The sequence below is a fragment of the Streptomyces graminofaciens genome (assembly GCF_030294945.1).
Taxonomy (GTDB): Bacteria; Actinomycetota; Actinomycetes; order Streptomycetales; family Streptomycetaceae; genus Streptomyces; species Streptomyces graminofaciens.
Map to the genome: position 1 here is coordinate 2,950,622 of NZ_AP018448.1, position 26,330 is coordinate 2,976,951.

Annotated in this window: 16 protein-coding genes, 1 pseudogene and 1 riboswitch; of the genes and pseudogenes, 4 read left to right on the forward strand and 13 right to left on the reverse strand. The window is 70.6% G+C overall.

Annotated elements, in window-relative coordinates; translation table 11 throughout:
* Window positions 1–349: 349 nt before the first annotated feature.
* The 5 genes from SGFS_RS12770 to SGFS_RS12790 all read right to left on the reverse strand — a co-directional run bounded on the left by SGFS_RS12770 (window position 350) and on the right by SGFS_RS12790 (window position 8,031).
* Window positions 350–1,543, reverse strand: coding sequence for an ABC transporter substrate-binding protein (locus tag SGFS_RS12770; RefSeq protein ID WP_286250034.1), 1,194 nt, complete (start codon window positions 1,541–1,543; stop codon window positions 350–352).
* Window positions 1,540–2,457 (reverse strand): hypothetical protein, encoded by a 918-nt coding sequence (locus tag SGFS_RS12775; protein WP_286250035.1) that lies wholly within the window; start codon window positions 2,455–2,457, stop codon window positions 1,540–1,542. Before SGFS_RS12775 ends, SGFS_RS12770 begins: the two co-directional genes overlap by 4 nt.
* Window positions 2,454–3,935: a VWA domain-containing protein gene (locus SGFS_RS12780; protein WP_286250036.1), complete on the reverse strand. Its 1,482-nt coding sequence runs from the start codon at window positions 3,933–3,935 to the stop codon at window positions 2,454–2,456. Before SGFS_RS12780 ends, SGFS_RS12775 begins: the two co-directional genes overlap by 4 nt.
* 131 nt (window positions 3,936–4,066) lie before the next feature.
* On the reverse strand, window positions 4,067–6,364 hold the full coding sequence (locus tag SGFS_RS12785; protein WP_286250037.1) for a tetratricopeptide repeat protein: 2,298 nt from the start codon (window positions 6,362–6,364) through the stop codon (window positions 4,067–4,069).
* Window positions 6,361–8,031 carry a S1 family peptidase gene (locus tag SGFS_RS12790; RefSeq protein WP_286250038.1) on the reverse strand — a complete coding sequence of 557 codons (1,671 nt, stop codon included), beginning with the start codon at window positions 8,029–8,031 and terminating at the stop codon, window positions 6,361–6,363. The genes SGFS_RS12785 and SGFS_RS12790 overlap by 4 nt, the downstream gene beginning before the upstream one ends.
* 134 nt (window positions 8,032–8,165) lie before the next feature.
* Between SGFS_RS12790 and SGFS_RS12795 the strand changes: the two genes are divergently transcribed.
* Together SGFS_RS12795 and SGFS_RS12800 are read left to right on the forward strand one after the other, a co-directional pair.
* The gene (locus SGFS_RS12795) at window positions 8,166–8,489 is read left to right on the forward strand and encodes a trypco2 family protein (RefSeq protein ID WP_286250039.1); all 324 of its coding nucleotides are present in this window, start codon (window positions 8,166–8,168) and stop codon (window positions 8,487–8,489) included.
* A gap of 210 nt (window positions 8,490–8,699) precedes the next feature.
* Window positions 8,700–11,528 (forward strand): discoidin domain-containing protein, encoded by a 2,829-nt coding sequence (locus tag SGFS_RS12800; RefSeq protein WP_286250040.1) that lies wholly within the window; start codon window positions 8,700–8,702, stop codon window positions 11,526–11,528.
* A gap of 211 nt (window positions 11,529–11,739) precedes the next feature.
* Here SGFS_RS12800 and SGFS_RS12805 read toward each other — a convergent pair whose 3' ends face one another.
* Entirely contained in the window at window positions 11,740–12,939 is a 1,200-nt protein-coding gene (locus SGFS_RS12805; protein ID WP_286250041.1) for an MBL fold metallo-hydrolase, read from the reverse strand.
* Between the two features lie 206 nt (window positions 12,940–13,145).
* On the opposite strand from SGFS_RS12805, the gene SGFS_RS12810 reads away from it, so the two are divergent.
* Together SGFS_RS12810 and SGFS_RS12815 are read left to right on the forward strand one after the other, a co-directional pair.
* Complete coding sequence (locus tag SGFS_RS12810) at window positions 13,146–14,324, forward strand: Glu/Leu/Phe/Val dehydrogenase dimerization domain-containing protein (RefSeq protein WP_286250043.1); 1,179 nt, start codon at window positions 13,146–13,148, stop codon at window positions 14,322–14,324.
* Window positions 14,325–14,399: 75 nt separating this feature from the next.
* On the forward strand, window positions 14,400–15,020 hold the full coding sequence (locus SGFS_RS12815) for a TetR/AcrR family transcriptional regulator (RefSeq protein WP_286250044.1): 621 nt from the start codon (window positions 14,400–14,402) through the stop codon (window positions 15,018–15,020).
* Window positions 15,021–15,094: 74 nt separating this feature from the next.
* On the opposite strand, the gene SGFS_RS12820 is transcribed toward SGFS_RS12815, so the two are convergent.
* From SGFS_RS12820 to SGFS_RS12850, 7 genes and pseudogenes are all read right to left on the reverse strand, one after another.
* Window positions 15,095–15,880 (reverse strand): SGNH/GDSL hydrolase family protein, encoded by a 786-nt coding sequence (locus SGFS_RS12820; RefSeq protein WP_286250046.1) that lies wholly within the window; start codon window positions 15,878–15,880, stop codon window positions 15,095–15,097.
* Window positions 15,881–16,063: 183 nt separating this feature from the next.
* Window positions 16,064–16,780, reverse strand: coding sequence for a DUF6250 domain-containing protein (locus SGFS_RS12825; protein WP_286250047.1), 717 nt, complete (start codon window positions 16,778–16,780; stop codon window positions 16,064–16,066).
* Window positions 16,777–18,672, reverse strand: a complete 1,896-nt coding sequence (locus SGFS_RS12830) for a rhamnogalacturonan lyase family protein (protein WP_286250048.1) — start codon at window positions 18,670–18,672, stop codon at window positions 16,777–16,779. The genes SGFS_RS12825 and SGFS_RS12830 overlap by 4 nt, the downstream gene beginning before the upstream one ends.
* Window positions 18,672–19,709 (reverse strand): GDSL-type esterase/lipase family protein, encoded by a 1,038-nt coding sequence (locus tag SGFS_RS12835; RefSeq protein ID WP_286250050.1) that lies wholly within the window; start codon window positions 19,707–19,709, stop codon window positions 18,672–18,674. The genes SGFS_RS12830 and SGFS_RS12835 overlap by 1 nt, the downstream gene beginning before the upstream one ends.
* A gap of 11 nt (window positions 19,710–19,720) precedes the next feature.
* Window positions 19,721–22,464 (reverse strand): annotated as a pseudogene (locus SGFS_RS12840) (exo-rhamnogalacturonan lyase family protein).
* A 228-nt stretch (window positions 22,465–22,692) separates the two neighbouring features.
* On the reverse strand, window positions 22,693–23,685 hold the full coding sequence (locus tag SGFS_RS12845; protein ID WP_286250052.1) for a M23 family metallopeptidase: 993 nt from the start codon (window positions 23,683–23,685) through the stop codon (window positions 22,693–22,695).
* 4 nt (window positions 23,686–23,689) lie between these two features.
* A riboswitch (cyclic di-AMP (ydaO/yuaA leader) is annotated at window positions 23,690–23,849 on the reverse strand.
* 302 nt (window positions 23,850–24,151) lie between these two features.
* A complete protein-coding gene (locus SGFS_RS12850; RefSeq protein ID WP_286250053.1) occupies window positions 24,152–26,224 on the reverse strand; it encodes an alpha-galactosidase in 2,073 nt (690 codons plus the stop codon).
* Window positions 26,225–26,330: the final 106 nt, after the last annotated feature.

Sequence of the window (26,330 nt, forward strand, 5' to 3'; positions counted from 1 at the left end):
GCACATGTCGGTCGAGAGAGCCGAAAAATCGGCCCTGCGTCGCCCAACGGCAACTCACAGTAGTCGGCAACGCATCATGTGCGGTGGGCAGTTGACAAAGTCATCCGGAAAGCGTCCCGCTCTGGTATGAGGCGCCGTATGAAAGTCCGACAATTCTTCGGACGTGCGTTCTTGTCGGGCCGAATTTCCGATCAGGGCTGGTCGGAACCGGTCGAGAAGAAACAGTGAGGGCCGGGGAGCGCATTGCTCCCCGGCCCTCACCATCCATCGAAAAATCACCCTTTCGGGAGAATTCTCGGCTCTTTGATTCACTTCTCGAGGGCCGTAGGCGTGGAGTGTGCGGGGTGTCTCAGCCGCTGTCGCATATACGGAGCGTCGAGGGTTGGCCGTCGCGGAGCTTCTCCAGACTTTCCAGCTGGTCCTTCAGATCTTCCGGATGGAGGAGGAAGCGGATCACCGTCTGCTGGAACGCGTTGCGCAGGGTGGGGGGCATCGCGTCCGAGGCGTCCCAGCAGAGCGGGCTCCCCTCGCCCCGCAGGGTCCAACCGGTGCTGCCCTTCTGGGGGTACCGATCGGCCGAGGCCGGCTTGTTCACCGTGAAGTCAGGCAGTTTGGTTCCGGGGTCGGCCAGATAGCGGATCAGTTCTTTGGCCTCCTTCTTGGTGGTCAGCAGGGCCACGAGGTCGCCGGAGATCACCCAGGGGGCGGCCGGACGGGCCTTGGGGATCACGTCGGCGGAGTGCTTGTGGGTGCGGGAGTCGGTCTTCCCTTCCGTCTCGCGGTACGACCCTTGATGCTCAATGCTCTTGCATTGCCTTTTGTAACTGGCCTTCAGTTCAGACGTGATGTGGCCGCCACCTGCGCCCACCATGTCGCCCCAGGTGGTCCAAGCCTTCTGTACGTCCTCGTGCGTCCACGGCAGGGCGCCGGTCGCCCATTTCTCGTACTGCTCCTGACCGGCCTGCTGAAGCAGGACGTCCTCCACCCAGTCGGTCCCGGGCCAGCCGGACGTCGCGCCGGACTCCATGGCCAGGCACCACTCTCGGGGCTCGGCGACCCTGTCCTTCGACCAGCCCGCCGGGTACCAGACCATGCTCTTGAGACTGGCCTTGATCGGCAGCCAGTACGTGTGCTTCCCATGGCCCGGCCTCACCAGCTGAGGGGTCCAGACAGAGTCGTAGTCACTCGCCTTGAACAGGTTGTCCAGCGACTTGAGTTCGCCCTTCGCCGCGTACTCCATCAGTTCGCCCGGTCCGGGCAGTACGGCCACATCCGGTGGCGTACCGGCAGCGAGGTCGGCCGCCAGCACCTGACTCAGGGCTGAGCTGCCCTCGTATCGGACATCGATCCCGGGGTGGCGTCGCTCGAACTCATCTAGGACACGTCGTTGGAACCGCTCCTGCTCCTCGTCATCCCAGCTGGCGAGGAGGGTTACCTCCACCTTTGAGCTCTGCGCCCATCGCACCGCCGTCACCACACCGGCCGCGAGCAGGATCAGGCAGGCGCAGAGGATGCCGAGAGTCCGGCGTCGCGGCCGCCTCATCGCGGCGCCTTGAACCGGTACTCGGAGATGCGCGGCCAAAGACCGGCCACCACCAGCGCCATCAGCACAACCCCTCCGATCAATACCCCGTCGGACAACGACGCCCAGAATCCGGCGTGCCTCATGTGCTCCCCCACGTCTTCCCCGACAGATGGAGCGCCGTCCCGGTCTCTTGGTAGGCCGAGCGCGGCGGCGTAGGCAGGCATCGCCGCGCGCGCCTCCAGCGTGACCCAGCCCAGCACAGCCACTCCGGCCACATACAACACGGTGGCGGCGAGCAACGGTGGGTGCACGGCTCGGTGGAAACGGCGCCGCCAGAACCACTGTGTCTCCACCAGCGTGGCGCACAGGGCAAGGCTCAGAACCAGGACCGTGCTCCAGCCCAGCCACAGATACCAGGGGAAGGACGCCCGCTTTCCAGCTTCTCCCAGTTCGTCGTTGCGCAGGGTCTCCAGACGCCCTTCGATGTCTATCTTGACCTGCTCCGCAAAGTGCAGTTGAACTTTCCGCAGCGCCGAACCGTTCGGCTCCCGGCCGACCTGCTGCACGTACTCCATCTGTACCGAGTAGACGGTGATCAGCCCGGTGACGGTCTGCAGGCCTTGGCGTGCGTCTTGCCCGTTGAGGTTCTCGAAAGCAGCCAGGGCGATGTTCTGGTGCACGACCGACATCTGGATGTGGAACCGGCTGGCCGCGTCACCTTGCGATTCGCCTTCGACGACCTCTTTGTGTGCCTTGTTCACCGCCTTCAACGCGGTGTCGACGGCCAGGATCCCCGGCTCACTCGACTCCGCCAACGGCACCCCGTCGTCATGCACCCCGCGATACGCCCCGAACAGCACAAGCGTGGTCGCGGCCCCGAGCGCGAGGAGTATCCAGAGCCTGCGCGTCAGCTCCCGCCCGGTCGTGCTCATGGCCGCTCCCCGATGCGGTGGCCGCATGTGGGGCAGAACCGTGCGGTCACCGGTGCCTTCTGCTCGCAGGCGGGGCATCGCACCGTGGCCCCCGCGGCTCCGGCGGGAAGCGCGCCACTGCCGGGGGCCGACGCGGGGCCGTACGTACTGTGGCTGCTCGCGGTGATCAGGTGCTCGAAGTCGATGGCCGCCACGCCCGAACGGATCCTGACGCGTCCGGCGGTGGCGTCGACGATCTCCACCAGCCGTGCCATCCGGTCGAGTTGTCCGGAGGCGCCGATGGCGTGGGCGAGTTGTACGGCTCTGCCCAGGTGGTGCTCCGCCAGATCGCGCTCACCACGGCGATGGGCGTCGGTCGCGGCCGCGACGGCCTCGCCGAGCATCTGGTGCTGCTGGAAGTGCTCGACCTGTACGTCGGTCTGCCGGGAGAGGCCGGGATCGTCGGTCCAGTGCACGACACAGGGCCGGGGCTGGGGCAGCCGCACTCCGTCACCGCCGCTCACGTCCAGGGCCACGACGGCGAGTTGGAGGTCTTCCCGGCGTGGCAGGCCGGTGGGGTCGGCGGACAGGCACAGCTGGTAGCGGCGGGTCTCGTCGCCCCACGCGCGGGTGACGAACCGCCGCGTCCCATCGTCCTCCCGCCCCGTTTCGTCAAAGGGAAGTTCGGCCTCGGTGGGAAAGACCTGCTTCAGATAGCGCACCGTGGCCCCGGACATGGGTGTCACGGAGATCCCCAGTTCGGGAACGGCCTTCGTGAGCAGACGGCTGATCAGGTTCTCGTACTCTCCCGGCAGGGCCGACTCCTCACGTACCGAGGCGGCGCTGCCATGCAGACGGCTGGTGATGCGGATGAGTTCGCGGCCGTCCCAGCCGTCGCCGATGCCCCAGGCGTCGCACACGAAGCGGCCCGCGCACTCCTCCAGCACGTCCGACAGAGGCATCAGGTCGTCGTGCTGGTTCTTGCCGTCGGTGAGCAGCAGGACGTGTCCGATGGGCGCCGCCTGCTCCGCCAGCAGTCGGAGGGACAGGTCGAGCCAGGTGCCGATGCAGGTGCCGCCTCCCGTGACCAGGCGGTGCAGGGCGTTCTCCGCCGCCGCACGCTGCTCGGCGTCCGCCCGGGCCATGGTCTCGGTGGCCGGGTGGACCATGGCCGCCGACTCCGCGCCCCGGACCACCGCGAACGGGGTGCCGTCCGGCAGCATCCGCAGCGCCGCCACGGCCGCCTGCCGGGCGGCATGGAGCTTCTCCGGCGGCCAGGCCATCGAGCCGGAGCAGTCCACGACCAGGACCTGGGCGAGCAGCGGGCCGGGACCGCCGCCACCCTCCGTGCCGTCGGCCCGGACGGTCAGAATGGCGTGCATCTGCGGCTCGCGCGCCTCGCTGGACAGGTACTTCCACTGGCTGATCTCCAGCCCGACCGTGGCGGGTTGCGCCGCCGTGACTCTCCCCGTGGGGCCACCCGATCTGTTTCTTTCCATGGAGGTTCTGTCTCTTTCCACGGATGTACCGGATGCGTCTGTGTTCACGGTGTCCGTGTACCTCGCCCTCGTCTCCGAGCCGCCGACTCCTCTGTCGCCCGCCGGGCCTCCCGCATACGGGCGCCGTTGCCTCACACCGTTCTCCGCCGCCCTCGCAGGAGGTCCCGGAGGCCGACGGCCTCGGGGAGGACCGCGTACGCCCTGTCCAGCAGGTCGCCACGCTCGCCGGCGCTGCCCGCCTGGTCCGCGAGTCTTTTCAGTGACCGGTACAGCAGTTGGCTCAGCGCCACTGGGGTGTCCTCGGGACCGAACAGCTCACCGGCGGGGAAATCCGGTCCCCATCCCTCGGGCGGACGGCAGGAGAAAGCGTTCTCCCGAGCCTCGGTGACCAGCCGGTCCCATGATCCGCTGCCGTCGAGGTGCAGTGCGCTCTGTGCCCTCCTCAGCCCTTCCAGCCGCTCGGCCGCCTCGCTCAGCCCGGCCGCCGTGGGACCCGTACCGGAGAGCCGGCCGGTGAGCACGCGGATCGCCGCGACGCGTGCCGCGTCGTAGTGCCGTGACGTCGTGGGCACCTCGTCGAGCACCGTGACGGCCTGCTGCCTCTCGCCCTGGAGCAGATGGAGCCGGGCCAGGCCGAAGGCCGCGCTGCCCTGGGTCCGGTCACGTAATCGGACGGCCTCGTAGTACTCCGCGGTCTGGCGCTGTCCGAGCGCGAGGTGCTCCGCGCAGTACGCGAGGGCCAGCTTCGGCGCCGACTCGCCGGGCAGAGCGGCGTAGGTGGCGGCGAACTCGCCCTGTGCTTCGTGAACATGGCCGCGTGTCAGATGCAGCAGGCCCTGGTGCCAGAGGATCCGCCAGTCGTACTCGCGGCTCATGCCGCGGGCCTCGCCCAGCCATCGCTCGGCCTCGTCCGTGTTCCCGCCGTCCAGGTAGGCCCGGCACAGCCACAGCGCGGTCTCGACCGTGCGCAGCGCCGGTTCCCGTGTCACCTGCTCCGCGACGCGCTCCGGGTTGTCGGCGGCGAGTCCGCCGAGCAGTACGGCGGCGGCGTCCCGGGCGTCGGGGATCGGGACGGGCAGGGCCCGCGCCGTGTCCCGGGGGTCCGGTGGCCCGACGGGCAGGTTTGGTGCGTCCGGACCGGAACGTCGCGTCCAGTGGTCCAGCGACGGCACCGTGCCGAGCGCGGAGCCGAACAGCGCCGCCGTCGGCTCGAACCGGGTGGAGCGCTCGGGGTACGGTTCGCGCCCGCTGAGGACCTGGTGTTCCCGCAGCACCTCCCAGAGCTGGCGGGACATCTCGGCCGCGGAGGTGAAGCGTGCCGCGGGCTCCGGATGGGTGGCGCGCCGGATCAGGGCGTCGAAGGAGCGGGCGGCGAGCCCTTCGGCACGCGCGGCGCGGGCGGCGAGCGTTCTCAGGGTCCGGCCGACGGTGTAGAGGTCGGTGTCGATGTGGAAGCCGCGTTCGTCGCGTTCCTTCTTCGGCGGCGCGTAGTCCGGGGTGTGGACGAGGTCGGAGGAGTGGTCGTCGATCCGGCGGATGGCTCCGAGGTCGATGACCTTGATCTCGCTGCCGTAGTGGATGACGTTGTCGGGCTTCATGTCGCAGTAGAGAAGGCCCTGTCCGTGCAGGTACTCGAGGGCTCCGAGGATCTTGCAGCCGTAGGTGAGCACATGGCCGATCCCGAACGGTCCGCCGAAGAGCCGTGCCAGTTCCTCGTCGGAGGCGTACCGGATCCAGGCGAGCGAACGGCCGCCGACGTACTCCATCACGATGTACCCGGTGGGTTCCGTCTCTCCGGGCGCCTGGTGCTGCACGTACGTGACGATGCGGACGATGTCGCGGTGGTGGAGCGTGGTCAGTGAGCGACGCTCCTCGACTGCCGACCGCCGGGCGGCGGCGTCACCGGTGTTGATCAGCCCTTTGAGGACGACGTGGAGGTCCGGGACCCGGGTGTCCTCCCCCAGGTAGACCCAGCCGAGGCCGCCCACCGCGAGGTAACCGAGCACCCGGTAGTGGCCGCCGACCCGGTCTCCGGGGCGCAGCTTCGGCCGGAAGGAGTACTCCGTGCCGCACTCCGGGCAGAAGCCGTGGGCGGGCGCCGGGCCCCCGTCGTAGGCGACGCCGATGGTTCCGACGCAGTTGCCGACGCCGCAGCGTCGGCCCCCGCTGGGTGGACGGGCGGTGGCACTGGCGGCTTCGGCCGGATCCGGGGAGTCGATGTACGGAAGGACCAGCAGCCCGTCGCGGTCGAGCGCACCGGCCGTCGGGGCGGTCGGCCGGTCCGGGGGCTCCTCGGTCCCGGGGGCGGGCCCCGGCGGTGGCACCGGGACCTGGGCGTGCGGCCGGCGGTGACAGGTGTCGCAGAAGCCGGTCACCATGATGTGGCCGCCGCAGTCGGGTCTGGCGCACCGCGTCGGTGACGGCGTCATGACGAGAAGCCGCCTTCCCGGCTCCGTCTCTGTTGGTCCGACCGCTCGACGCTGAGTGTGTAGGCGTCCACCGCGGCCTCGGCCGCCTGCACGTCACACGGCCTGGCCTGCAGCAGTTCGTGCGCGCGGAGATAGAGGGCGTCCACCGCGAGGTCCTCCTCACCTCGTATCGACTGCTGGTGCAGTACGTGGTAGCTCTGCAGCCTGCCGCGCAGTTCGTCGCGTCGGCCGCGGAGCCGGTCGAGGGTGCCGATGGTCCTGGTCATCCGGCCCGCCACCCGTTCGGCGAGCCGTTCGTACCGGGCGAGGTCCGGGCCCCGGCCGGCGCCGGTGATGTCTCTCGCCCGGATGAGATCCGCCAGCGCGGCGTTGGCGCCGACCAGGTCCACGTCGGTGTGCTGGGCGGTCTCGGGCCGCACAGCGGCCAGGCACCTGTGCAGCTCCTTCGCGAGTGGTCCGGTGATCCTCCGCAGCCGCTCGACGAGCCGGGTGCGGCGCTCCTCGGCGGGCTTCACCACCAGGTCGTGCCGGGCGCGGCGGTAGGCGGCGCCCGCGGTGCGGAAGACCAGCAGCAGACGGCTGCCCTCGGCTCGGAGGACCTCCAGGAGGTCGAGGAGCGCCGGTGGGTCGGCGGCTTCGTCGACGCCGACGACGACGAGGGTGAGAGTGACGTCCGCGGTTCTGATGCGCTCGGCCACGGGGTCGGCCGGGCGCTGCCACAGCCCCATGCGCTCGGCGATCCGCTCGGCGATCTCGGCGGAGGCGAGTCCGGTGGCGTCCACGGCCAGGTCGTGCCCGCCGGCCGACGGAACGGTACCCGGGGGATCGAGCGAGGCTCGTTCGACGGACGCCGGGACGCGTAACTCCCGGTCGGCCAGGGTGATGGCGCGGCGCAGGGTGGCCGCGCGCCTGGCGTCGCCGGTGGTGACGAGGCTGATCTTCACCTGATGTCCGTCGTCCCGGAGCCAGTCCGCGAGGCGCTGGGCGAACGGTTCGTCGAGCAGGGCTTCGGACGCGTCGTCGACGGTGGACCTGAGCCGGTCGTCCACGGCGGTTCTCCCCCGGGTCCACCGGGCGACCTGGGGGAGGTGGCGGACGATGGTCTCGGCCGGACTCATGAAGGAGAACGAATTTCCGTGACGGTCCTTCATCCTGCTGAGGATCATCCCGATGAGCTCACCGGTCAGGCTGTCGACCACGCCCGAGCCGCTGCATCCGGGGCTGGCCAGCTCGCCCGGGCTCGTCGGGACCAACTGGACCTGTCCGTCACGTCCGCGACCGCCGACGATGCCGGCCCGGAACCAGATGCCGCCGTTGTGGTCGTACGGGAAGCCGTACATCTGCACCGCTCGGTTCGGCGCGGAAAGACGCTGGAGCCGTACCGTCTCATGGGCGGGTCTGGGGTGTTCGAGTCTCAGCAGTGCCACGTCGCCGCTGGGGTCGCCGTCGGCGTCCAGCGTCTCCGGTACATACGCGTCGCCGTCCACCCACGCCGTCACCGAGGGGACCGCGAGGCCGCGCGCTCCGACGAACTCCGCGCTCACCCGCTCCTGTCTGCCCAGCACATGGGCACAGGTGAGAACCCGGTCGGGGCTCAACAGGATGCCCGTACCCGCGATCTCCCCGTCCGTCCGCCGGATGCGCACCGCCCAGGCAGGCGTCTCCATAGACGAACCTGCATGGATACCCCCGTTGGCGGCCATATCAAAACTATACGGGCATCTGGTGATGCCGGGTACTGTGTCGACAACCAGGCAACGGACTTCCAGGGGGGCGAAAGTTGACGGATGTGGCGGGGTTCGTGGGGCTGGCCGAGGTGATCCGGCAGATTCGGGGCGAGTTGGAAGAGGCCAGGGAGGAAGCGCGGGATCACGCCCTGGGTTTCACCGTGGAGAACGTGAGCCTGACGTTCACGGTCCAGGTGCACCGTTCCGGAACCGGCCGCGGTGGCGTGCGCATCGGCGTGGTGACGGCGGAACTCGGCGGCACGGTGGACCGCCAGACGACCCATCAGGTGCAGGTCGAGCTGAAACCGGAGGTCGGTGGCGAGCGGGTCCGAGTCAGCCGGGGCGGCGCGGCTCACCCGTCCTCGACGGACGACGGGGCACACCTGGGCCGTCGCTGACACATCCGCCCCACCGGAGACCGATTCGGGTGGACGGGTTCGCCGTCGGCGCCGCACTCACGCCTTTGTGCCCCCGTCGTGCTTCTCCCGCCCCTCCGGACACCGGGGGAACCGACTGTTCACGGTGTCATCATTCGTCCAGGGGTGCCCCATTGGGGCAGAGCCGGTGGCTCATCCGTCGCCGAGCGGACCGTAGACGAAGGGTCAGTGATGCCACCTCGATTCCGTCCGGGAGGGGACCGGGCCACGCTCCGCCTCAGTCGGCCGAGTCCTCTCCTTCTCGCGGGTGTCCTCGCCGCGACGACGGCACTCGTCCCCGCCCTGGCCGCCGCCCCGTCCACACTGGCGGCCCCCGGGGCCACCGCCCCGGGCCCGCCCGACCGCCCCTGTCTGTGGGACGCCGGCGATCCGGAGTGGGCGCCGTCGACGGCCCGGCCGGACCGTACCAATCCCTACCGTGCCTATACCGCCAACGGCCTGCTCGGCCAGCGCGTCCCGCCGCACGGCATGGGCTACGACGCGACCGGTGAGAAGACCGGGTGGCCCCTCTACACACCGGCCTTCGACGGCTCGTTCGTCGCGGGCCTTTACGCGCACGACCCGGCCGTGGCCAAGTACCAGGCCGACGCCGTCCTTCCCACCTGGTCCACACTCACAGTGGGCGTAGGCCGGGACACCTACACCTCCCGCACGCCCGTCGAGCAGATCTCCCGGTACCGCCAGACCCTGTTCCAGCGCTGTGGACTGGTGCGGACGTCCCTGACCTGGACGACCGCCGACGGCCGGGCCACGGACCTGGTGTACGACATCACCACCGACCGCACCGACCCGCATCTCGGCACGGTACGGCTGCGCATGGTGCCCCACTGGAGCGGCCCGGCCACCGTCACCGACATCCTGGACGGCGCCGGCGCACGGCGGATCACCAAGACCGGCGCAGGGCGCTCACCGAAAACGGACCGGACCATCGGCCTCACGTTCCGCACCAAGGGGACGGATGTGGACGGCGCGATCGCCTCCACCCTCCTCCCCGGCGATGACGCGACCCGGGCCGTCACCTCCGTCTCCGACAAACCGGGGAAGCACGGGAAGCACGGGAAGCCGGGAGTGCCCCGGGACGGCCGCCGCGCCGCCGTCGGTTCCGAGAGCCAGTCCGTGACCCTCCGCGTCGAGCGCGGCAGATCGTACGAGTTCGTCAAATACGTCGGCGTGGACACGACCCTGACGTCCCGGCAGCCGGAGCGCGCCGCGGTCGACGCCTCGCTGCGGGGCGCCGAGCGCGGCTGGCACGCTCTGTTCGCCGACCACTCCGCGGCCTGGAACGAGCTGTGGCGCCGCGACATCGAGGTGCCCGGCCGCCCGGACATCCAGTCCTGGCTGCGCTCCTCGATGTACGGGGTGCTGTCGGCCACCCGGCCCGACACCGCGACCAGCGTCTCGCCGGTCGGCCTGACCAGCGACAACTACGCGGGGCTGGTCTTCTGGGACGCCGACACCTGGATCTTCCCGGGGCTGTTGGCGTTCCATCCGGACCTGGCCCGGACGGTCGTGGAGTACCGCTACCGCACCATGCCGGCGGCCCGCGCCAATGCCGCCCGGCTCGGCTACAAGGGCCTGTTCTACTCGTGGACGAGCGGCGGCGACGGCGACCTGTCCACCGAGTGCCACAGCGTGGACCCCGACCACTGCCGGATGCAGAACCATCTCCAGAGCGACGTCTCCCTCGCCGCCTGGCAGTACTTCCTGGTGACCGGCGACACCGCCTGGCTGCGCGGCCGGGGCTGGCCACTGCTGAAGGGGATCGCGGAATTCTGGACGAGCCGCGCCACCGCGAACTCCGACGGCTCGTACTCCATCAAGCATGTGGCAGGCCCCGACGAGTACAGCAACGACGTCGACGACGGGGTCTTCACCAACGCCGGAGCGGCCGTGGCCCTGCGCAACGCTGCCCACGCAGCCCGGCTGCTCGGTGAGCCGGTCCCGGAGCAGTGGACCGGCATCGCCGAACGGCTGCGCATTCCCTACGACGACAAGGCCGGCGTCTACCTCCAGTACGCCGGGTACGACGGGACGAAGCCGATCAAGCAGGCCGACACGGTACTGCTGATCCATCCGCTCGAATGGCCCATGGACCGAGCACGCAAGGCCCGGACGCTCGACTACTACGCTCGCCGCTCCGACCCCGACGGGCCGGCCATGACGGACTCGGTGCACGCCGTCGCCGCCGCCGGGATCGGGGAGCCCGGATGTGTCACGTACACCTATCTGTTGCGCGCCTACCAGCCGTTCGCCCGGGCGCCGTACGCGCTCTTCGCCGAATCACGGGGCGAGAAGGCCGGGGCCTCGGACCCGCTGGCGGGCCGACCCGCCCAGGACTTCCTGACCGGCAAGGGCGGTTTTCTGCAGACCTTCACCCACGGTCTGGCCGGGCTGCGCTGGCGCGCGGACGGCATCCGGCTCGACCCGCTGCTGCCGCCGCAGCTCCGGCAAGGCGTGACTCTGCGCGGCCTGAGCTGGCAGGGCCGCACGTTCGACGTCACCGTCGGGCCGGAGGAGACCACGGTCCGGCTGACCGGCGGTGAGCCGATGCGTGTGGAGTCACCGGAGGGCAGTCGCCTGGTGAGCGTGTCCGCGCCAGCCGTCCTCAAGACCCGGCGTCCCGACCGCGACCCCACCCGCAATCTGGCGCGCTGTGCCGCGGCCACCGCCTCGTCGGAGGAGCCCGGCGCCTATGCGGTGGCGGCGGTGGACGGCAGCGGCACCACCTTCTGGTCCCCGGATGCCACCGAGGGGTCGGTGACGGTGGATCTGCGGCGGACCCGGCGGCTCACCCACGTCACCACACGCTGGCGGGATCCGCTCCCGGCCGCGTACGCGGTCCAGGTCTCCCGGGAGGGCGGCACCTGGACGACGGTGCGGCCCGGCGGGGACGGAGGCGCACTCGACTCGCCGGTGAACGCCCGGTACGTCCGGGTCACCGCCCGCGGCAGCGACGACGACCACCCGGCACTCGAGGAACTGGCCGTCACGGGTCGATGAAACGCCCTGGTCGTGGCGAGCGACACCCTTGCCACGACCTCGGCGGGTTGGCGACGCCGGCCGACCGGGCGCGCCCGATCGGCGGCTCGTGGCTCCGCGCCGTCGTCGTCCGCCGCTCAGCGGTGCCCGACGGCCGTCTCCTGGCTCCGAGCCGCCGATCAGCCGCCCGGTGTCCGCCGCGCGGTCTCCGTGAGATCTTCCGCCGACGGCGTCACCGCTCGCCGGCAAGATCGACGTCCGAGCTTCTGACCTCCGGGGTCGTGATCCGCCGTCCTTGTGTGCGGCGCCACGGACTCGCGATGGGTGCCGACACGGTCCGCCACCACGGATCGGTGGGGAGGGTTCCCGTGGGCTCGAAGGGCTCGCCCGGTCGGGGGAACGCAACCGCCTGGCCGGCATCCTCCGCCGCGTCCCTCGTCCACTCCCCCGGCTCCGCCCACGCGTGCTGCGCGAGGTTGAACGTGCCCCAGTGGATCGGCAGCATCACACCGGTGCCGGCCTCGCCGCGCTGGAGGTCGAGATGGGTCTGCACCCCTTCCTCGGGCGTCATGTGGATGTCGGGCCAGAACTCGCTGTAGGCCCCGATCTGGATCATCGTGAGGTCGAACGGGCCGTGTGCGGCGCCGATGTCCTTGAAACCGTCGAAGTACCCGGTGTCGCCGCTGTGGTAGATCCGGTGTTCGTCGCCGGCGACCGCCCAGGAGGCCCAGAGCGTGTGCTGGGTGTTGCGCAGGCCGCGTCCGCAGAAGTGCCGGGCCGGGGTGGCGGTCAGGGTGAGGCCGCCGACCTTGGTCGCCTCGTGCCAGTCCAGCTCACGGATGCGGTCCCCGGAGACACCCCAGTGCTCCAGGTGGGCGCCGACACCCAAAGGCACCGCGAAGACGGTGTCCGTGCCGGCCAGCGTCTTGATCGTCGGCATGTCCAGGTGGTCGTAGTGGTCGTGCGAGATGACGACGACGTCGACGGGACCGAGCGCGGCGATCGGCAGCGGCACGGGGTGCAGCCGCTTGGGCCCGGCGAAGGCGAACGGGGAGCAGCGCTCGCCCCAGACGGGGTCGAAGAGCACCCGGTGCCCGTCGATCTCGGCGAGCACGCTGGAGTGGCCCATCCAAGTGATCCGCAGACCGCTCGCCGCGGGCCTGGCCAGGTCGGCGAGGGTCGTGGCGTGCACGGGGATCACACCGGCGGGAGCACGCAGGACGCGCTCCTCCTTACGGAACTGGCTCTTCGCAATCTCCAGCGCGACCCCGCCGGAGGGGCGGATCGAGGTGCCCTCGGGGTTCACGAAGACACCGCCCGCGAAGTGCGGCGATCTGCGAATCCGCTCCAGGCGGGCACCGCTCGGGTCCGCGCCGAAGGCGGCGGGCCGCAATGCGCGCAACCCCGAGCTCGAGGAACGGAAACCGGACACGGCGCCTCCTGAGAATTCGCTGAGGCATTCCATTATGGTCCGCCCCTCCCACAGCGCTGTGTCCGACCCGTCACAGCACGATGTCATACTGACCCGTGGTTCAGTATCCCCATGGGTCCGCGCCGTCCCGGCAGGGCTGTCGCAACGCGTCTGCGCCCTCCCCCTCCCTCTCCTCTCCCGTCCGTCCCGCCCCCGAGGAACCCCCGATGACCACCCCCTTCCTCTCCCTCACCTGGACCGATCACGTCACCGGCCGGTGCGGCTTCCTCGTCGTCGACCGGCTGGTACGCGGTGTCTCCAGCGGCGGTCTGCGCATGCGCCCGGGCTGCACCCTCGACGAGGTTGCCGGGCTGGCCCGGGGCATGACCATGAAAGAGGCGCTGCACTACGACCCCGAGGGCCGGTACGTCCCGCTCGGCGGCGCCAAGGGCGGCATCGACTGCGACCCCCGCGACCCGGCGGCGTACGGCGTCCTGGTGCGCTATCTGCGGGCGATGCGGCCGTACATCGAGAGCGTCTGGACCACCGGGGAGGACCTCGGGCTCACCCAGGACCTGGTGGACCGGGCCGCCGCCGAGGCGGGGCTCGTGTCGACGGTCCAGGCCGTGTACCCGCTGCTCGACGACGAGACGGCGGCCCGGCGGCGGCTCGCGGAGGCCTTCGCGGTCGAGGTGGACGGGATCGGCCTGGACGAGCTGGTCGGCGGCTGCGGTGTCGCCGAGTCGGTGCTCACGGCACTGGACCGGGCCGGGCTGCCGTACGCCGGGACGCGGGTCGCGGTGCAGGGGCTGGGCACGATGGGCGGGGCCACGGCGCGCTTCCTCGCGCGTGCGGGGCTTTCGGTCGTCGCCGTCGCCGACATCAAGGGGACGATCGCCAACCCGGACGGTCTGGACGTCGAAGCGCTGCTGGCCGCGCGGGACGCGTACGGCACGGTGGACCGCTCCGTGCTGCGCCCCGAGGACCGGGAGGAGGCGGGCGACGCCTGGCTCGCCGCCGAGGCCGAGGTGCTCGTGCCCGCGGCGGTGTCGTACGCGATCGACTCCGCTGATCAGGCGCTGATCACCGCCCGGCTGATCGTGGAGGCGGCCAATATGCCGGTGCTGCCGGAGGCGGAGGAACTGCTCGCGGCGCGCGGGGTCACGGTGCTGCCGGACGTGGTCGTCAACTCCGGGACGAACGCCTGGTGGTGGTGGACCCTGTTCGGCGACATCGGTCCGGCCGCCGATGAGGCGTTCGCGCACACGCGCCGCTCGATGCGCGCCCTCGTCGACCTGATGCTGGCCCGCGCGGCGGCCGACGGCACCACTCCCCGCGCGGCCGCCCACGCGATCGTCGCGGAGCGGCTGCCGGTGATCGCGGAACGGTACGGCTGGTACCGGTGAGCACGCACCTGACTCCGCCCGGCCCCGCCCTTCGGGCGGACGACGGGAGTTTGACGACAGCCCTAGGGTGACGGCGTGAGAAGAGTGCGGTTGAGCGTGGCGGAGCGGCGTGAGGAGTTGTTGGGGGCCGCTGTCGAACAGATCGAGGCGCGGGGCGTGGCGGCGGTTCGGATCGCCGACGTGGCCACGGCCCTCGGCGTGAGCAACGCCCTGGTGCTGTACCACTTCTCGACCAAGGAGAAGCTGGTCGCCGAGGCGTTCGCACACGCGGCGCGGCAGGACCTCGCCCAGTTGCGCAAGCTGCTGGGCCGGCGTATGTCGGCCGTGCGGCGGCTGCGGGCGGCGGTGCGCTGGTACGCGCCGACCGGGCAGGCCAAGGGCTGGCGGCTGTGGATCGAGGGCTGGGCGGCGGCGCTGCGCGAGCCCGTGCTGCGCGAGGTCACCCGAGATCTGGACAAGCAGTGGAAGGCCGCGATCGGCGAGGTCATCGCCGAGGGGGTGGCGGCGGGCGAGTTCGTGTGCCCGGACCCGGCGACGGCCGCGCTGCGCCTGACGGCCCTGCTGGACGGCCTCGCCGTACAGATGACGGCGTACGAGGGTGCCGTCTCGCGTGCTCGGGCGCAGGAGTGGGCAGACGAGGCGCTCGCCCGCGAACTGGGGCTGGAGCGCGAGGCCCTGGCGGCGGCGACCCGCTGAGGTCCGGGCAGGGACACGCGGCGGCCCGGGCACATCGCCCGGGCCGCACTCGGTCCACCCTCGGACCGGGACGCTCAGGCCACCGACGCGATCCGTGACTTGATGTCGTCCGGCGACAGGTGCCCCTTCGCCGACACATGGTCACCGGAGGACTCCCCGCGCAGTCGCCGCCCGATCCACGGCACCAGATAGTCGCGCGCCCAGTGGATGTTGTCGCGGCGCACCTCGAACGTGCCGCGCGGCGGCAGCGGGGGCCAGGGCTGGTCGGGGTCTGCGGGCACCTCGACGCCGAGGACCTGCCCGGCGCGCAGCGCCACGCGCGTGTGTCCCTCGGGCGAGAGGTGCAGCCGGTCGTCGTCCCAGGCCCGCCTGTCCTGGACGGTCTTGAGGGACCACAGGTCCAGTACGGGGCAGCCGTACCGGTCGGCGATGGCCCGCACATGTCCGTTGTACGTGGCGATCTTGCCGCGCAGGTGCCTGAGCACCGGGATGTCACGGGTGTCGAAGCCGGTGGTCACCATGACCGTGCCGACGGCCGAGGTCAGGGTCGAGATCGCCCGCTCGAAGCGTTCGGCGACCTCGTCCGGGTCGGTGCCGGGCCGGATGATGTCGTTGCCGCCCGCGCAGAAGGAGATCAGGTCCGGGGCCAGCTCGATGGCCCTCGGCATCTGGTCCTCCACGATCTGGTCGAGGAGTTTCCCGCGCACGGCGAGGTTGGTGTAGTCGAAGTCGCCCTCGGGCAGGCGGTCCGCGAGAAGTACCGCGAACCGGTCGGCCCAGCCGACGAACGCCCCGTCGGGCCCCGGATCGCCGACGCCCTCGGTGAAGCTGTCCCCCACCGCCACGTACGACCCGATCACTGATCTGCTGTCATTCTTCGAATCGTCTGCCACATCGGCCCATGATTCATCGTTCCATGTGACTTACGCGACCGTAATAAGGGGTTGACGGGCGGTGAGATAGACCACGTGTCAAGTGTTGGTCAACCCGGAATACGGCAGGTCGGGGCACCTGTTCCGGGCTGCCCCGACCCGCCGTGGCGATCAGTGGTGGCCGGACAACCTCCACACCCGGAAGTCCTCGATCCGGAAATGGCTCCAGGTGGTCCGGAAGGCGAAATGTCCGCTCGTGTACGGCTCCGGGTCGGTGTAGTCGAAGACGAGCCGCCCGTTGTTCCACCACTGGACCTTCGAGCCGTCGGAGACGATCCGGACATGGTTCGGCTCGTTCGCGACCAGCAGCGGCTCGGTGTAGTCGTGGATCAGCGGCCGTACGCCCGCCTCGCCGACGTACCGGCGCAGCCGCGTCGTCGTGTTCGTGTTGGCGCCGTAACCCGCGTAGTACGTCTTCAGATAGTCGTACTCGGCGAGCGCGCCGCCGCGCGGGGTGGCGAAGAGGTTGTCCGGCGAGCGTACGTCGACGGCGTTCCAGAAGTTGTTGAGGTCCGAGACCCGGTCGTTGACGCCGCCCGCGGAGACCGGGGTGGCCGTGTACGCGATGACGTACGGCCCTTGAAGCTTCCGCTTGAACCAGACCGTCGCGCCGGCCGGTACGTCGACCTCCAGGACGCCGCGCTCGGCCGTGACCGTGCCGCCGGACTGGAGTTCGACGGCCCACTGGCCGAGGCCGTGCCGGAAGTCGTCGGCGGCGATCAGCCGGCCGTGACGGCGGTGCGGGCTCGCGGACGCCGTCCCCACCGGGGCGAGCGCGGCGAGGGCGGCACCGGCGGCGAGGGCTCCGAAGGCTCTGCGGGTGGTCATGACGCTCCTTCTGTAGGTGCATTACGGGGGGTCGTGGTGATCGTGGGCCTGGGGATGCGGCGGGTCTCGGTGCCGAGGTAGTAGTCCGTGTACGTGGACTGGAGGTAGCCGCGCACGGTCCAGCCGAGGCGGTACTCGGCGTTCTGGGCGAGCGTGTAGACGCGGGTCTTCGTCGGCTCGGTGGTGGTGTGGAGGCGCAGGGCGGTGTGGTCGGCGGTCTCGGCGAGGATCTCCTCGCGCCAGTCGCCGATGAGGTCGCCGTAGAAGGGGGTGGCGTTGCGCGCCCCGGAGACGACACCGGCCGGGTCGAAGATCCTGGTGCTGGTCTCCGTCGCCGGGTCCCACTCGGAGACGTGCGTGTGGTCCAGCAGCTCCGAGCCCTTGTCGCCGTCCCACCAGACGCGGAAGTTGACGCTGGGGGTGGTCGTGGCGACCTTGCCGTCCTGGACGTTGTGGACGCCCGCGCCGGGAGCGGTGACGTCGGCGGTGGAGGTCCAGTACTCGTAGCCGGGGTGGTTCGGGTCGATGTCGCCGGTGCTGCCCCGGCCGACGTCGATGTCGGTGTCGTTCTCCCAGTCGGCCGGGTGCTGCCCGGTCACCAGGCGCTCGCCGGTGTCGGCGTCGTAGTAGTACCAGGGGAAGTTCGGGACGACGCCCAGCTCCGCCTGTTGGATGGCGAAGCCCTCCAGGCCGGGGCGGTCGGGGTCCAGGTCGGCGATGTGGAAGCGGTCGCCGTGCCCGGCGCCGTCGACGACGTACCGGAGCGTGCCGTCGCTGTTCACCACGTAGTTGCCGTCGGCGATCTCGTCCTTGCCGTCGAGGTCGACGTCGACGGTGCGGATCTGGTGGAAGCTGGTCGCGCCGCCGGCGGCGGGCACGACGTACTTCCAGCGGCGGGTGAGGTCCCTGCCGTCGAAGTCCCAGGTCTGGAAGAGGATCCGGAAGGCGCCGCGCCGGGCACCGACACGGGTGACCAGCTTGGTGACGAGGCTCGGGTGGACACCGTCGAGGTAGGCGACACCGAAGTGGCCGCCGGAGGGGCCGTCGGCGACGAAGTCGTCGGGGACGGGCTGCCGGGTGCGTTCGGCACCCGTGGCGCCGTCGATCACCGACACGAACTGGTCGGCGGGCGAGGCCGCCGTGACCTGCGAACCGTCCGCGAAGGTCGTCCCGGCGGCCGTGTGCGCCAGCACCTCGGCCCGGCCGTCGCCGTCCAGGTCGAACACGGTCACGTTGTCGTCGTTGCGGTAGCCGCCGATGGCCGTGGAGCCGCTGATCGCGGCGGGCGCCGGGTCGTTGGCGCCGTTCCCGCCGACCTGGGTGTACGAGCCGGGTCCGAGGTCGACCCGCCACAGCGGCTCGCCGGTCAGCGTGTACGCCTCCAGCAGGTCGGGCTTGTCCCGGGTCCGCGAGAGCCGGCTCACGACCAGCTCGTACCGGCCGTCGCCGTCGAGGTCGCCCGGCCAGGCGTGCTGCACGGTGTAGTCGTCGGCGGTGGCGAGCGGGATCTCCGCGTACCCGGCGGCGAAGCCGAGCCCGGAACTCGGCTTCAGCTCCCGCCCGCCCACGACGGCCCGCACGGTGTAGGTGCCCGTGCCACGGCTGTTGTCCTGGTACGTCGTCGACCTGGTGATCGGCGCCCGGTTCAGCCGCTTGCCGCCCTTGTACACGTTGAAGGCGATGGCGTCGCCGTACCGCGCGTACTCCGTGCCGAGCAGGCGCCAGCTGAGAAAGGTGCCACCGTCGGACGGGACGGCGACCAGGCCGCGGTCCAGGTTCTCCACGATCCTGCGTGGGGTGTCGGCGGCGTGGCCGGCGGGCGCGGAGGAGAGCCCGGCCAGCAGGGCGGCCGCAGTGAGGACGACGGTTCTTCGGCGTCGCAGGTTACGCACTAACGCTCCTTGTGCAGAAGGGAGATGAGCCGGTCGGCCACCTTGCGGTGGCCCTGGGCGCTCGGATGGACGGCGCCGTGGAAGTCACCGTCCGCCACCGAGAGCCAGCCGGTCGTGTCGACGAACTCCGTTCGCGGGTCGGCGAGTTCGCCGACGACGGCGGCGATGTCGTCGGCGTGCGACCCGTCGAACGGGCGCAGCGCGAGGACGCGGGCGTGCGGTGCGGCCGTCCGCAGGCGTTCCAGATAGGCGCGGTAGGCGGGACGGAACTCGGCCGGGCCGTACGCCGTGTCATTGGTGCCCTGGTTGACGACGATCACATCGGCGTCGCGGTCCGAACGCGCCGGGGAGCCCGCGTGGTTCCAGCCGTACGCGGCACCGGCGGCCGGCACTCCCCCGTTCCCGGTCTGGATCACGCCCTGCCGGCCGAACCCGACCTGGGTGAGCGAGGCGTGCAGGGCGTCGGCGACGAGGGTCGGGTAGGCGGCCGTACCGTCCGCGCAGTCGGAGGTGTTGACCTCGCACAGGGCCAGGACGCCCTGGGTGATGGAGTCGCCGTAGAACGCCAACTGCCTTTTGTGTGGCTGATGTCGTCCCAACAGGTGGCCCCGGATCCCGGTCAGCGTGACCCCCGTCTCCAGCGGTGGCGTCCACCGGTTGGCCCGGGAGAAGACGTCCTTCACGGAGAGCTCGACGGTGTGCGGTCCGCGTCCCGGTGCCGTGATGCGCAGGTCGCTCCGGTCGACCGCGTACAGCTGCTTCGGGCCGCCGTCCACCGATACGTAGATCTGCGCGGGCACGGTGACCGAAGTGACGTCGAACAAGGTGTGGACGCTGCGGCCCGTGAACCGGAAGCGCAGCCTGGAACCGGAGTTGACGGTGGCGGCGGCCTGGGCGGTGCGGCTCCAGTGGCCCTCGTAGACGAGCCGCCGGTCGTCGGGACGCACCACGTTCGGCTCACCGGACGCGAGTACGGGTGGGGTGGCACCGGCCAGGAGACCCACGGTCGCCGCCGTACTCACGAGGACGCGGCTCATGAGAGGGCGCCTCATGACGGGATCCGATCGCCGATGAGCGCGAGGTTCTGGATCGCCGCGAGCGCCCACTGGGCGGAGGAGTTGGTGGAGATCCATGGGATCTCCTCGGTCCTGTGGAGCACGTCCGGGGTCTTGATCGTCACCCGGGACCAGTCGTTGGACGGGAAGTAGGTGTCGCTGCCGGTGTAGAACTCGTTCCAGGCGCGCTTGGCCAGCGTCGGGTCGTCCTTGTGGCGGGCCGCGTAGGCCGTGATGCGGGAGTGCGCGGCGGGCAGCGCGGAACGCCAGGTCGAGCCGGTGAGAGCGGTCTTCTCGGCGTTGGTGCCGTTGTAGTACTGCGCGTACTTCAGCCAGGCGTCGGCGAACTCGGGTTCCTTGTCGCCGAGCAGCGAGACGAGTTCGCTGTTGGTCTCCACGAGGCCGAACACCGCGCTGAGATGCGAGACGTTGACGCTCTTGTCGGTGACGACGGCGAACTTCCCGGTGTCGGCGTCGAGGAGGGCGTCGCCGGTGAAGAAGCCGTTGGGCTGGTCGGCGATGGTCCGCAGGGAGTTGACCAGTTTCTCGTACGCCTTCTCGGCGTTCGGGCCGCGTCGCTCCCATTCGGTGAGCCAGGCCGCCGACAGCGCGCCCCAGTCGGTGCCGAAGCCGACGGACAGGGCGTGGCGGTCGCCCGGTTCGTAGTCGTCGGTGCGGACCTTGCGCTGCGGGTCGACCTGTAGGAACGTCAGCTCGGCGGTGACGAGTTCGCGCAGTAGGTCGCCGGTGCGTTCGTCGCCGGTGAGGAAGTAGTGGAAGCGGCGGTTCGTGGCCGTGGAGATGCGTAGCTGCTTGGCGCTGTCGGCGTAGTGCTGCACGCCGTGCCGGGTGCCGAGTCCGGCGTACTTGCCGAGGTGGTGGACGTCGACCTCGCCGGTGTGCCGGGTCATGGCCTCGGCGAAGCGGAACGCCTCGGCCGAGCCGGTGCGCAGGAAGTGGTACCAGAGCCATAGGTCGGTGCCCAGCTCGGAGTTGTCCCAGGCGTAGCCGCCGACGTCGTAGCGCCAGACGTGGCGGTCGTTGTCGTAGGTGTGCTGGACGTCCCCGTAGTCGAGGAAGCCGTACCAACGGCGGTCCTCGCGCTGGTCGCGGTAGTAGGCGAACAGGTCGTCGAGGTGGTCCTCGATCGCCTTGCGAGCCGCGTTCGACCGGTCGACCGGGGCCCAGTCGCCGAAGATCCCCGCGGCGTGGAGGCGTTCTGGGGTGGCCGTGAGCAGCGGCGGGGTGGCCACGGCGGCGGCCTGCGCGGCCAGCTTCTCGGCGCTCGGGGTGGCGTCCAGCGCCCAGAAGGCCAGCTCGCTGGTGCGGGCGATCCCGTAGGGGTTGCCGAAGCCCGGCTCGTAGTCCTCGTAGGTGATCTCCAGGCCTTCGAGCTGCTTGTCGTAGGTGTCCTGGCCCAGGCCGTCGTGGTAGAAGCGCAGGTCGAGCGGGGGTGCGTCGGGCGAATAGAGCCAGAGCGTCACCTCGGCCGCGTCCGTGTGGGCGCCGCGGATGTCGAGCTGGGTGGGGTGGCGCTGCCAGAAGTCGCGCAGGCCGAAGGAGAGTCCGCCGCTCGCGCCGCCGACGTATCCGAAGCCGCCCGCGCGCTGTCCGGCGGCGGCCGGGATCCAGCCGTAGCCGGACCGCGTGCGCTTGCGGATGGCGTAGCCGTCGGCGGTCGGCTGGGTGAGCGTGAAGTCGCCCCACTTCGGGATGTAGGCGAGGCGGCCGGAGACCCGGCTGTCCCAGGTGGAGGTGTCGGGCAGCTTCTCGCCCGCGATCTGGGCCTTGCGCACGGCCTCGCCCGGGTCGCGGCGCAGCCCGGTGATCCCCTGCACCGCTTCGGCGAAGAGACCGCCGCCGGAGTCGGCGAGCCGGACATGGCGGTCGTACGCCTCGTCGCGGAGCGGCACGGTGAAGCGGACGCCGAGCCCGCGCAGGAAGTCGCCCTTGTCGGAGCCGGGTTTCTGCTCGCCGTCCCAGACGAAGGTGTGCACGAGCTTGAAGGACTCGGCGCCGGCGTGGAAGGCGAAGCGCAGGGTGAACGGCAGCCAGTCGCGACGCCCGTGCCGGTGGCGGCCCTCGACCCGGACGACGGCCCGGACCGGCCCGTCCTGCTCGACGGTCACCTTCTCGACCCGCCCGTCGAACTCCTCGACTTCGGCGCCGCCCTCGTATCTCCCCTGCCGCAGGGCGACCAGTCGGCCGTCGCGGGCGATCTCGGTGGAGCCACGGCTGACGCTGCGCACGACCGTGCGGGAGTTCCGGCCGCCGAAGACGACCGTGATGACGCCGGTCGAGACCTCGACATGGCCGCCGGTGCGGGTGACGGTCACCTTTCGCGCGGGGGCGGCCGGTGTCCGGCGGACAGGCGATACGTTTCCGCCTTCGGCGCGTCGGGGGCGATCGCGTGCGCCGTCCACTTCACCGATCCGTCGGGCCACTGGGCGGTGACCCAGCTCTGCACGGGGACGTCGTCACCGGCGGCCGTGGTGAGCCGGAAGCCCTGGCCGGCCTGGTGGGTACCGCGGGCCCACGGCACGCCCCAGGTGGTGCCGGCGTGCGCGCCCGGCGCCGAACCCTCCAGCCAGTGAAGTTCGGTGTCACCGGCCGAAGCGGCGCCCGAAGCTCCGTCCGGGGCGGCGGCGGCACTGCGGGACAGTGCCCAGGAGAACTGGGTGGCGGCGGCCGCGACCGCGGCACCCTTGATGACAGTGCGTCGGTCGACGCCGGACACACCGGACACAGAGGACCTCCGAAGGCATAGAAAGCGCTTGCGGAGATCACTGTGTCCTCACGGTCGCACGACTGTCGATACTTCGGTCAGCCATGCCACAAGACCGCAACACGATGATCATGATTCGCCCGGGCCGGGCCGCGACCCCACCGATCCGGGCGTGCCGAAGGCCGGACCCCGGGGATCGGGGGTCCGGCCTTCTGATCCTCTCGGCAGGGAGCGGGTGCGTCAGACGCTGACGCCCTTCTGCCGCAGATACGCCAGCGGGTCGATGTCCGAGCCGTAGTCCGGCGTCGTCCGGATCTCGAAGTGCAGATGCGGTCCGGTGACGTTGCCGGTGGCGCCGGAGAGGCCGATCTGCTGGCCCGCGCTCACCGACTGGCCGGCGGAGACGCCGATCGAGGACAGGTGGGCGTACTGGGCGTAGTAACCGTCGGCGAGCTTGATGACGATCTGGTTGCCGTACGCGCCGCCCCAGCCGGCGGAGACGACGGTACCCGCGCCGACGGCCTTGAGGGCGGTGCCGGTGGGGGCCACGAAGTCGACACCGGTGTGGTAGCCGCTGGACCACATGCTGCCCGCCGTCTTGTAGGCGGTGCCGATGGTGGCGCCCTCGATGGGCAGGGTGAAGCCGGAGTTGCTGGACTCCGAGGTCTGCGTGGTGGAGGTCGACTCCTCCGCGGCGGACTCGGCGGGCTTCGAGGACTCGGAGGTCTTCGACGACTCGGCGGGCTTGGAGGACTGCGACGACTGACGCTGCGTCGAGGACTGGGGCGCGCTGCTCGACGCGGCCTTGCCGCCGAGGGTGAGCTTGAGGCCCGGGTGGATGAGCGACGGGTCGGAACCTATCGCCTGGCGGTTGTCCGCGTAGATCCGCTTCCAGCCGCCGTCGACGTCCTGCTCCTCGGCGATCTTCGCGAGATAGTCGCCGATCTTGACCGAGTAGGTCTTCGTCTTCGACTTCTTGGTGCCGGTCTTCTCCGCCCGAGCGGCCTTTTCGGCCTGCTCCAGCCGTGCGCTCTGCTCGGCGGCGGCCTTCGCCGCGGCGATCGAGACCGTCTTCTCGGAAACGCCGGAAACGGCGGCCGTCGGCGTCGCCGCGTGGGCGCCGGCGGCACCCATCAGCGGGAGGGCGAGCGCGGCACCACCCGTTCCGGCGGCGGCGATCGAGCGGGTGAATCGCTGGGACTTCGGACGGCGGTGCTTACCCTTCGCGGGCATGACGAATTCCTCTCCGGCGCCTGCGAGGTGAGCTGTCGGGTGCGGACTGGAGATGCCCGGCCGTGCTCGCGCACGGCTTTACCCCTAGCCTGTTCCGGAGACCGGAACAGGCGGGACTACCTGTGGGTCCCCCGCTCCTGCCGTGGATCGGGTCGGTATACGGCTCCGGTCGGCGGCAGGATTGGGCGTCCGTCCGGATTGAGGCCGAACGTAAGCGACTTGCGGCTCAAGAGACAACTATTGGGATTACCTGTGCGTCTTCCTATCTGATCCTTATGCGAATTATCGATCACGCTCCGTAAATGAGCGTTCTCGCGCTTTTCGCAACCCCCCTGGAAACACGCATGAATTACGTGGACATGACGGCAACGGACCGTCACGAATATGACGCTGCTCACGCACCTACGGCCCAGTAGGCTTTATTCCAGGGCTTGCTGGAATTAAAGCTTCATTTCGGACACAACGCTCAAGTGCGACGCAGTCGGACAACCTTCGCATCAAAGTCACCGCGGAGCCCTGTCCGCAGTCCGTGATGCAACAGCACCGCCCCTCGGTACGTTTCGCCCGTTTCGCGACACTCATACGTCCTGTCCGGGTCGAGGCCGCGCAGCCGGACCGGGGCGAGCGGCTCGCCGTAGTGCTGGGCCTGGAGCCAGGCGAGGACGACCACCTCGTCGCCGTACACGTACTGCACGGCGCTCAGTCCGCCGGCCGGCGGCCGCAGCCGGTAGAGGTCGCCGCGCTGCACGACCGGCCGGATCTCGCGGTAGAGCTCGACCCAGCTCCGCGCCTCGGCCAGCTCCTCCTCCGTCCACTCGGTGAGGTCGCCGCCCACGCCGAGCACGCCCGCCATGGCACTGACGAAGCGGAAGCGCAGCGAGCTGACCCGCCCGTTGAGCTGGTTGTTCGGACTGTCGGTGACCCAGGCGGCCATGACCCGGGCCGGATGGATCTGGCTGAAGCCGTGCTGGATGGCGAGCCGGTCGAGCGGGTCGGTGTTGTCGGAGGTCCACACCTGGTCCGTGCGGGCCATGACCTCGAGGTCGATCCGGCCGCCCCCGCCCGAGCACGACTCGAAGGCGACGCCGGGGTGCGCGGCCCGCAGCCGGTCGAGGAGGGCGTAGAAGGCGCGCACGTGCTCGACCCACAGCTTCTGCGGATACGGCTCCCCGGGCCAGCCGGCGTCCGTGAAGCAGCGGTTGAAGTCCCACTTGACGTAGTCGATGGGCGCGCTGGACAGGAGCCCGTGCAGCTGCTCCCAGAGATACTCCTGGACGTCCTTGCGCGCGAGGTTGAGGACGAGCTGATTGCGTAGCTCCGTCCGCTTTCGTCCCGGATGGAACTGTGCCCATTCGGGGTGCGCGCGGTACAGCTCGCTGTCCGGGTTGACCATCTCCGGCTCGACCCAGATGCCGAACTGCATCCCGAGGGCGTGCACATAGTCGGCGAGCGGCTTCAGCCCCTGCGGGAAGCGGTCCGGGTTGGGGGTCCAGTCGCCGAGTCCGGCCCGGTCGCTGGTCCGGGTCCCGAACCAGCCGTCGTCGACCACGAACAGCTCCACACCGATGGCCGCAGCCCGCCGCGCGAGCGCCCCCTGCTGCTCCTCGGAGATGTCGAACTCGGTGGCCTCCCAGGAGTTGAACAGCACCGGCCGGTCCTGGTCCGCGTCCGGGATGACATACGCCCGCTGGTACGCGTGCCAGGCGCGGCTGGCGCCGCCGTGGCCGCCGTCGCTCCACAACCCGGCGAAGACGGGCGTCGTGAACGTCTCGCCGGTCTCCAGCCGCAGCAGGCCCGATTCGTCGTATCCGGCGCCGCCGGTGATCTGCACACGCGCGTCCGGGAGCTGGGCCACGGCGATCCGCCAGGAGCCCGACCAGCCGAGGGCGCAACCGTAGACCTCGCCGCGCTCCTCGGTGGCGTCGGTGTCGAGGGCGACCCAGGGCAGATGCTGATGCCCGGTGTGGCCGCGCCGGCTGCCGATGACCTTCTCCCCGTAGGTGAGGTCCCCGCGGACCAGGCGGGACTCGGCCGCCCACCGCCCGTGCAGCTGGGACAGCCGCCAGGCCTCCTCGCGAGGCGGCAGCGTCCAGGTCGCCGAGTCGGCCCGCAGCAGCTCGACCGACGGCCCCTCGTTGACGAGGGTCACCCAGCGCTCGACGACATCGTCACGCATCCGGTAGTGGAGCGTGATCCCGAGCCCGTCGTCGGCGAACCGCAGCCGCAGCTCGTCGCCGTCGGCCTCGTAGGCCTCAAAGGTCCACTCGGTGCCGCGCCGCGTGTCCGTGCGCACAAACAGGGCCGGGCGCACGAAGCGGGGGCCGCCCTCGACGGGGTACTCCTCGTGTCCGTCGACCGGGGCCTCGAACGGCCAGTACGGCAGCTGCTGCCTGGCGGCCAGCTCCTCCGCGTCAGGGAGCCCCATCCGTGGGCCCCAGTGCAGATGCAGCAGCTCGTCGGCCTCCGTGAGCCGCAGGGCGTAACTGCTCGTAGGCCCCGAAAGAAGCCAGGTCCGGCCATCAGCGCCGATTTCCAACATCAAGCCCTCACAGATTCGAACAGGTGCGATCAAGCCTCAGCATCATCGCAGGCCGCCGCGGCTCCGTGACGGCGCCTGTGGACAACTGTCGGCGAGTGCCCCTTCG